Here is a 6,109-nt window from a genome sequence, read left to right as displayed (position 1 = left end):
CACCACTCAAACGGACGCGGCCCTGTCACGGCGGCGAGAGCGCTGGAGGTCACTGCAGCTGGCCGAGCTCGAGCATCTCACCGTCGAGGAAGAACGTCGGAGGGGAATGCTGAAGCTTCGGTTGACTCTGGGACTGCCAATGACCCCACCACGAACGGATGCTCGCGGTCTCACTGTCACCGTTCCAGCACGACGGCGAGGCCTTGACCCACGCCGATGCAGATCGCCACGACGGCGACGCCGCCTCCGCGTCGCGCAAGCTCATGCGCGGCATGCCCGAGAATGCGGCCCCCCGAAGCGCCCAGCGGATGGCCGATGGCCAGCGCTCCGCCGTGGATGTTGACCCGCTCAGGATCAAGTTCAGGCCACCCGGCGACGCATGCGAGCGACTGTGAAGCGAACGCCTCGTTGAGCTCGACCACGTCGACATCGGCCCAGGACCGGCCGGCGCGTGCGAGCGCCTTGTTCGCCGCCTCGATCGGCGCGATCGGGAACAGATGCGGATCGACGCCATGCGCCCCGCGTCCCGCAATCCGCGCGAGTGGCTCGCCGGGCAGCGCACCCTCCGCGGCGATCAGAACGGCGGAAGCGCCGTCGTTGATCGGCGAGGAGTTGCCGGCGGTGACGGTGCCTTCGCCGTCGCGCGCGAACAGCGGAGTAAGCCCGGCGAGCTTGTCCACGGAAGTGTCGTCCCGGATGCCCTCGTCGCGTGCCAGGTCGGCCCCTGGCACGTGCACGATCTCGCCATCGTAGACCCCGTCAGCCCACGCTTTAGCTGCCAGCCGGTGAGAGCGCACGGCGAACTCGTCCTGGGCATCTCGGGAGATTCCCCACTCTCGGGCGATCTTCTCCGCCGATTCTCCATTGGAGATGGTCCACTGCTTCGGCAGCTTCGGGTTGGTCATCCGCCACCCGATGGAGGTGTTCCACAGTGTCTGGTTACCGACCGCCGGCCACGGCCTCGGCGACTTCTCCACGATGAACGGCGCCCGGCTCATCGACTCCACTCCGCCGGCGAGCACGAGACCGGCGTCGCCGGTCTCGACAGCGCGGGCGGCCTGGATCACCGCTTCCAGCGACGACGAGCAGAGTCGGTTGACGGTCACGCCGGTGACACTGGTGGGGAAGCCTGCCAGCAGCGCCCCGAAACGGGCGACGTCGCGGTTGTCCTCTCCTGCTTGGTTCGCATCGCCGAAGATCACGTCATCGATGCGCGCGGGGTCGAGGCCCATGCGCGCGACGGTCGCCTTCATGACGACTGCGGCGAGATCGTCGGGCCGGATGCCGCTGAGCGCGCCACCCGCCCGCCCGAAGGGGGTGCGGACAGCATCGTAGACAAAGCTCGCGGTCATGGCGGGCTCCCTTCCGTGGTCGGCCGAGGGTCAGGCGAACGCCGATATTCCGGTGATCTGGCGGCCGATGATGAGCGACTGGATGAAGTCGGTCCCCTCATATGTGTGGACGACTTCCATGTCGGTGAGGTGGCGGGCGACGTGGTTCTCCAGAAGGAGTCCGTTGCCGCCGAGGAGGTCGCGGGCATCCCGGCAGAGTGCACGCGCGTGCTGGCCGGTGAACATCTTCGCGAGCGAGGCCTGTTCGTTCGTCAGTCGCCCTTCATCCTGCAGAGTGGCTGTGCGGAAGCAGAGCAACTGCATCGCGGTGAGATCGGCGAGCATGTTGGCCAGCTTGTTCTGCACCAGCTGGAAGCTGGCGATGGGCTTGCCGAACTGGACACGTTCCTGGACGTAGACCGCCGCTGCCTCGTACGCGGCGAGAGCGTGCCCGAGCGCCTCCCACGCGACGGCGCTGCGGGTGCGGTTGAGGATCGCGGAGACGTCACGGAATGAGGTCGACTTCGCCAGCTTGTTCCCGGCAGGGATCCTCAGTCCGGAGATCTCGATGTGCGCCTGCTGGATCGCGCGCTTAGCGATCTTCCCGGTGATCGCCTCCGCAGAGTACCCCTCGGGATACTGTCCGTCAGCGCCTTTCTCGAGCACGAATGCCTTCACTTTGGCATCCGCTGTGTCGCGGGCCCAGATGATGACGAGGTCCGCAACGTGTCCGAGCCCGATCCACCGTTTGGCACCGTCTATGACATACGCGCTCCCGTCGCGGCGGGCAGTGGTCTCCAGGGCGACGGAGTCGGAGCCGTGATCGGGCTCGGTCAGCGCGAACGCGCCGAGCTTGCGGAGGGCTGCCATTTCGGGCAGCCAGCGCTGCTTCTGCTCGTCGTCGCCGAGCAACGCGATGCTGCCCATCGCAAGTCCCGAGTGCACGGCATTGAGCGTGTTCACACTCCCGTCTCCACGAGACAGTTCCATCGCGACGAGGCCGGTCTGCAGTCGGGTCAGTCCCGGACAGCCGTAGCCCTGGATCGCGGTGCCCACGATTCCCAGCTCGCCCAGTGCGGGGAGGATCTGGTAAGGGAAGTCCGCTAACTCCCAGTACTCGTTGATAACTGGCAGGACCTCGGAATCCACGAATCCGCGCACACGTGTGATGAGATTGCGGTCGTCGTCGCCGAGAAGATCACCGATCTGATAAAAGTCCGTATCCACCGGATGTGCCGCCTTCGTGATCGTCATCTCTCAGCGTCCCTCTTTCCGAATCGCCGGGACGGTAACCCGATCGCCGACGTGGTCTTCATCGTCTTCCGCGACTTGCAGCCACCGTCGGACCGCCTCGCCATCCTGGTCGAGTGCAGGAGGCGCGGCGCGGTAACTCGCGGGGGTGCGGGAGAACGTTATGGGGTTGCGAATGGTGGGCACCGCGTGGTCGCCGGTGCCGGCCGCGACGCTGGGCTCCAGGCCGATCTTCGCAGCGAACTCGACGCCTCCACGGACATCCAGGACCGGCGCACACGGGACCTGCAACGGGCTGAAGATGTCGAACCACTCCCATGCGGTCTTGGTGACCAGCCGCGCTGTCAGCAGCGGGCGCAGGGCGTCTCGGTGCGCGCTGCGGTCTGCGTTGGACGCGAAGCGAGTGTCTGCGGCCAGCTGCGGCAGCCCGATGGCGTCGCAGAACGTAGCGAACTGCGCGTCGTTGCCGATCGCGAGCACCAGTTCCCCGTCATGGGTGCGAAACGGTGCGTAGGGGTAGATACTGGGGTGGTCATTGCCCATCCGGGTCGGAGACTGCCCGCTCAGCAGAAACCCGCCGGTCTGGTTGACCATGCCCGACAATGCGGAGGACAGCAGGTTCAGTTCGACGTGCTGTCCCTCTCCCGAGCGCTGTCGGTGGTAAAGGGCGGAGGTGATCGCGATGCACGTGTGCAACCCGGTGATCACATCGAACACCGCGACGCCCGCGCGGAACCCTTCCGTGTTCGGCGCGCCGGTCACGCTCATCAGTCCAGACAGCGCCTGTGCGAGCAGGTCGTAGCCGGCGAGCCCCGCGCCTCCCGCGGTACCGAAGCCGGTGATCGACGCATAGATCACACTGGGGTTCTCCCGCTTGACGGACTCGTAGTCCAAGCCGAATCGCCGGAGCCCGCCGGGTTTGAAGTTCTCTGTGACCACATCGGCTCGGGCCGCGAGACGCTGTGCGAGGACAAGGTCATCGGGGTTGCGGAAGTCCAGCACCACAGACTGCTTGTTCCTGTTAATGGAGAGGAAGTAGGTCGACTCGCCTCGGTACTCCGGTGGCCGGTAGCTGCGTGTCTCGTCCCCTAGCGGACTCTCCACCTTGATGACCGTCGCCCCGAGGTCCGCGAGCAGCATCGTGCAGTAGGGGCCAGCGAGTACCCGGCCGAAATCCGCGACCAGGAGACCCTCGAAAGGACCACCGGCCACGTCCTGCACCGTCCGGCCATCCGGGAGCGAGCTCTTCATCATCGGGAACACCTCAGTCGTCGTGTTCGTCCAGACTCCCAGCAGCCGTTTATGTCCGTCCAATACCTGATCAGGCACGTATTGATGCTCTAATCTCATGAAACGAGGGCTGTTCCAGAACGGCACACTCGAGGCTCCCCATTTCGACGCCACCCTGGTGGTGTCGAGGCGATGGGGCCGGGAGCGGCCCGCGCCTGGGCGTGATCAGCAATGAGGCTAAGGAGAACCCATGGGTAGCAGGCTTGCAGGCAAGGTCGCGATCGTCACCGGCGCGGCGAACGGGATGGGGCGCGCACATGTGCGCCGCCTCGCCCAGGAAGGGGCGAGCGTCCTCGCCACCGACGTCGACTCGGCCGGGCTCGAGCACACCGTCGCCGAAGCGAACCGTGACGGCGGGACGGTCGTGGGGCTGGAGCAGGATGTCGCGATCGCGGCGAGGTGGGACGAGATCGTGGCAGAAGCCGAGCAGCGTTTCGGCCGGCTCGACATTCTGGTCAACAACGCGGGGGTGCTCATCCTCAAGCCCGTCGAGGAGACCACAGAGGAGGAGTGGGACCTCATCTTCCGCATCAACGCCAAGGGTGTCTTCCTCGGCACCAAGGCCGCGGTGCCTGCTCTGGTCCGCGCAGGCGGGGGATCGATCGTGAACATCTCGTCGATCTACGGCATCATCGGCGCACCGAGCGCCGCCGCGTACGAGGCGTCAAAGGGCGCCGTCCGGCTGCTGACCAAGGCCAGCGCGGTGGACCTGGCCAAGTACGGCATCCGGGTGAACTCTGTGCATCCCGGTGTCATCGCCACCCCCATGACCACGGGGCTGCTGGCGACGCCGGAGTCGACGAAAGCCGTGCTGTCCACGACGATCCTCGACCGGCCCGGCCAGCCCGAGGAAGTCTCGAACGTCGTACTCTTCCTCGCCTCGGACGAGGCTTCCTTCGTCACCGGCGCCGAGTATGTCGTGGATGGCGGCTATACCGCGCAGTGATCTCGGTCGGCCGGGGTCTGCGCGACCCCGGCCGACTCATCCAGACTTGTATGCCAATCCACCTTCCATCGGTACGGATTATGCAATAATCCCTGGATGGATCTGCAGCAGCTGCGCACCTTCCTCGCCGTCGCCGAGGAACTGCACTTCGGACGGGCAGCCGAGCGCCTGCATATGGCGCAGCCGCCGATCAGCCGCGGCATCCAGCAGCTGGAGCGGGAGTTGGGTGCGCGGCTGTTCGAGCGGAGCACCCGCAAGGTAACGCTGACCTCGGTGGGCGAGGCCCTCGTCGCCCCCGCCCAGGAGGTCCTGGACGCGCTGGACCGGGTGAGCAGGGTCGCCCGCGCAGCCGGGACGGGCGAGATCGGTCACGTCCGTCTGGCGTACGCGGGTGCGTCCTCCAACGTGATGGTCGGATTGCTCGCCCGAGCAGTCAACCAGAACCACCCAGGCATCCACCTCGAGCTGCTCAGTCAGCACTTCGCCCAACCGGCGATGCAGCTGCTCACCCGCGGCGACATCGACATCGCCCTCGGCAGGTGGGACCACATTCCCGCCGCCGTGCGCACCCGCGTGATCGCTGTCGAGGAACTCGTCATCGCCGTCCCGGAGACCCACCGTCTAGCCGACGCCGGTGCCGTGTCGATCGCGCAGTTCGAGGGTGAGCCGTTCGTGTCGCTCCAACCGCAGACCGGCACGTTGCTGCTGGAGCGGCTGCGACAGATGAGTAGAGCCGCCGGGTTCAACGCCGATGTCGTCCAGCACGCACCGGACTCGTGGACGCTGATGTCCCTCGTCTCCGCCGAGATCGGCTGCTCATTGACCCTGTCCTCGGTGATCGACAGCATCGCCGACCCGCACTTGCGCTTCCTGCGCCTGACCGACGACGTCGCACCTGTCGAGCTGCGGATGGCGTGGCTGCGCGACAGCGACGACCGTGCCTTGCACGCCGTGCTCCGGTTGTCCGAATCCGTCCTCCCGACGCCGCAGGACTAAGCCTCGATCCACCGATGGACGGGGCGTTGAGCGAGCGTCGTGACGTAGAAATGCCCCTCTGATCAGGAAGAATAGAGCTTGCTTAGGGTTCTGTTCGTCTGGTCGGAGAGGCATCTCGTAGATGCAATTCAAGCACGCCCCCGCCGCAGTGTCTGCGGTGTTCGATGATCCGAATCTCGTGTCGGCCGCGGGGCTGGTGCCGATGCTCCGCCTGGCGCGTTCCGCGGGGTTGGACGAGCTCGCGCGTGAGCGGTTGAGCGTCCCGACGGATAAGGGCGCCAACGCGGGTGCGAAG

5 protein-coding genes and 1 pseudogene are annotated in these 6,109 nt (G+C 66.3%); 3 read left to right on the top strand and 3 right to left on the bottom strand.

All coding sequences use genetic code 11. The features are described from left to right. Positions 1-176: 176 nt before the first annotated feature. The 3 genes from B4E30_RS00820 to B4E30_RS00810 are packed head-to-tail and all read right to left on the bottom strand — an operon-like array spanning position 177 to position 3,959. Entirely contained in the window at positions 177-1,352 is a 1,176-nt protein-coding gene (locus B4E30_RS00820; RefSeq protein WP_005055005.1) for a thiolase family protein, read from the bottom strand. Between the two features lie 30 nt (positions 1,353-1,382). Further along, positions 1,383-2,585: an acyl-CoA dehydrogenase family protein gene (locus tag B4E30_RS00815; protein ID WP_194384091.1), complete on the bottom strand. Its 1,203-nt coding sequence runs from the start codon at positions 2,583-2,585 to the stop codon at positions 1,383-1,385. A gap of 3 nt (positions 2,586-2,588) precedes the next feature. Continuing rightward, positions 2,589-3,959 (bottom strand): CaiB/BaiF CoA transferase family protein, encoded by a 1,371-nt coding sequence (locus B4E30_RS00810; RefSeq protein ID WP_286793090.1) that lies wholly within the window; start codon positions 3,957-3,959, stop codon positions 2,589-2,591. Between the two features lie 103 nt (positions 3,960-4,062). Between B4E30_RS00810 and B4E30_RS00805 the strand changes: the two genes are divergently transcribed. From B4E30_RS00805 to B4E30_RS00795, 3 genes and pseudogenes are all read left to right on the top strand, one after another. After that, positions 4,063-4,818, top strand: a complete 756-nt coding sequence (locus tag B4E30_RS00805; protein WP_135950158.1) for an SDR family NAD(P)-dependent oxidoreductase — start codon at positions 4,063-4,065, stop codon at positions 4,816-4,818. 96 nt (positions 4,819-4,914) lie between these two features. Then, a complete protein-coding gene (locus B4E30_RS00800; protein ID WP_135950159.1) occupies positions 4,915-5,814 on the top strand; it encodes a LysR family transcriptional regulator in 900 nt (299 codons plus the stop codon). A 121-nt stretch (positions 5,815-5,935) separates the two neighbouring features. Then, positions 5,936-6,109 (top strand): annotated as a pseudogene (locus B4E30_RS00795) (IS1380 family transposase); the annotation flags it as partial.

Source organism: Microbacterium sp. UBA3394, assembly GCF_002358725.1.
Lineage (GTDB): Bacteria > Actinomycetota > Actinomycetes > Actinomycetales > Microbacteriaceae > Microbacterium > Microbacterium luteum.
The sequence above is the reverse complement of the archived record's forward strand: the minus strand, read 5'-3'. Positions and strand labels throughout refer to the sequence as shown.

Excerpts from the sequence above, each read along its gene's own strand:
- B4E30_RS00815 (WP_194384091.1), bottom strand. The coding sequence starts at position 2,585 with ATGACGATCACGAAGGCGGCACATCCGGTGGATACGGACTTTTATCAG.
- B4E30_RS00805 (WP_135950158.1), top strand. The coding sequence starts at position 4,063 with ATGGGTAGCAGGCTTGCAGGCAAGGTCGCGATCGTCACCGGCGCGGCG.
- B4E30_RS00820 (WP_005055005.1), bottom strand. The coding sequence starts at position 1,352 with ATGACCGCGAGCTTTGTCTACGATGCTGTCCGCACCCCCTTCGGGCGG.
- B4E30_RS00800 (WP_135950159.1), top strand. The coding sequence starts at position 4,915 with ATGGATCTGCAGCAGCTGCGCACCTTCCTCGCCGTCGCCGAGGAACTG.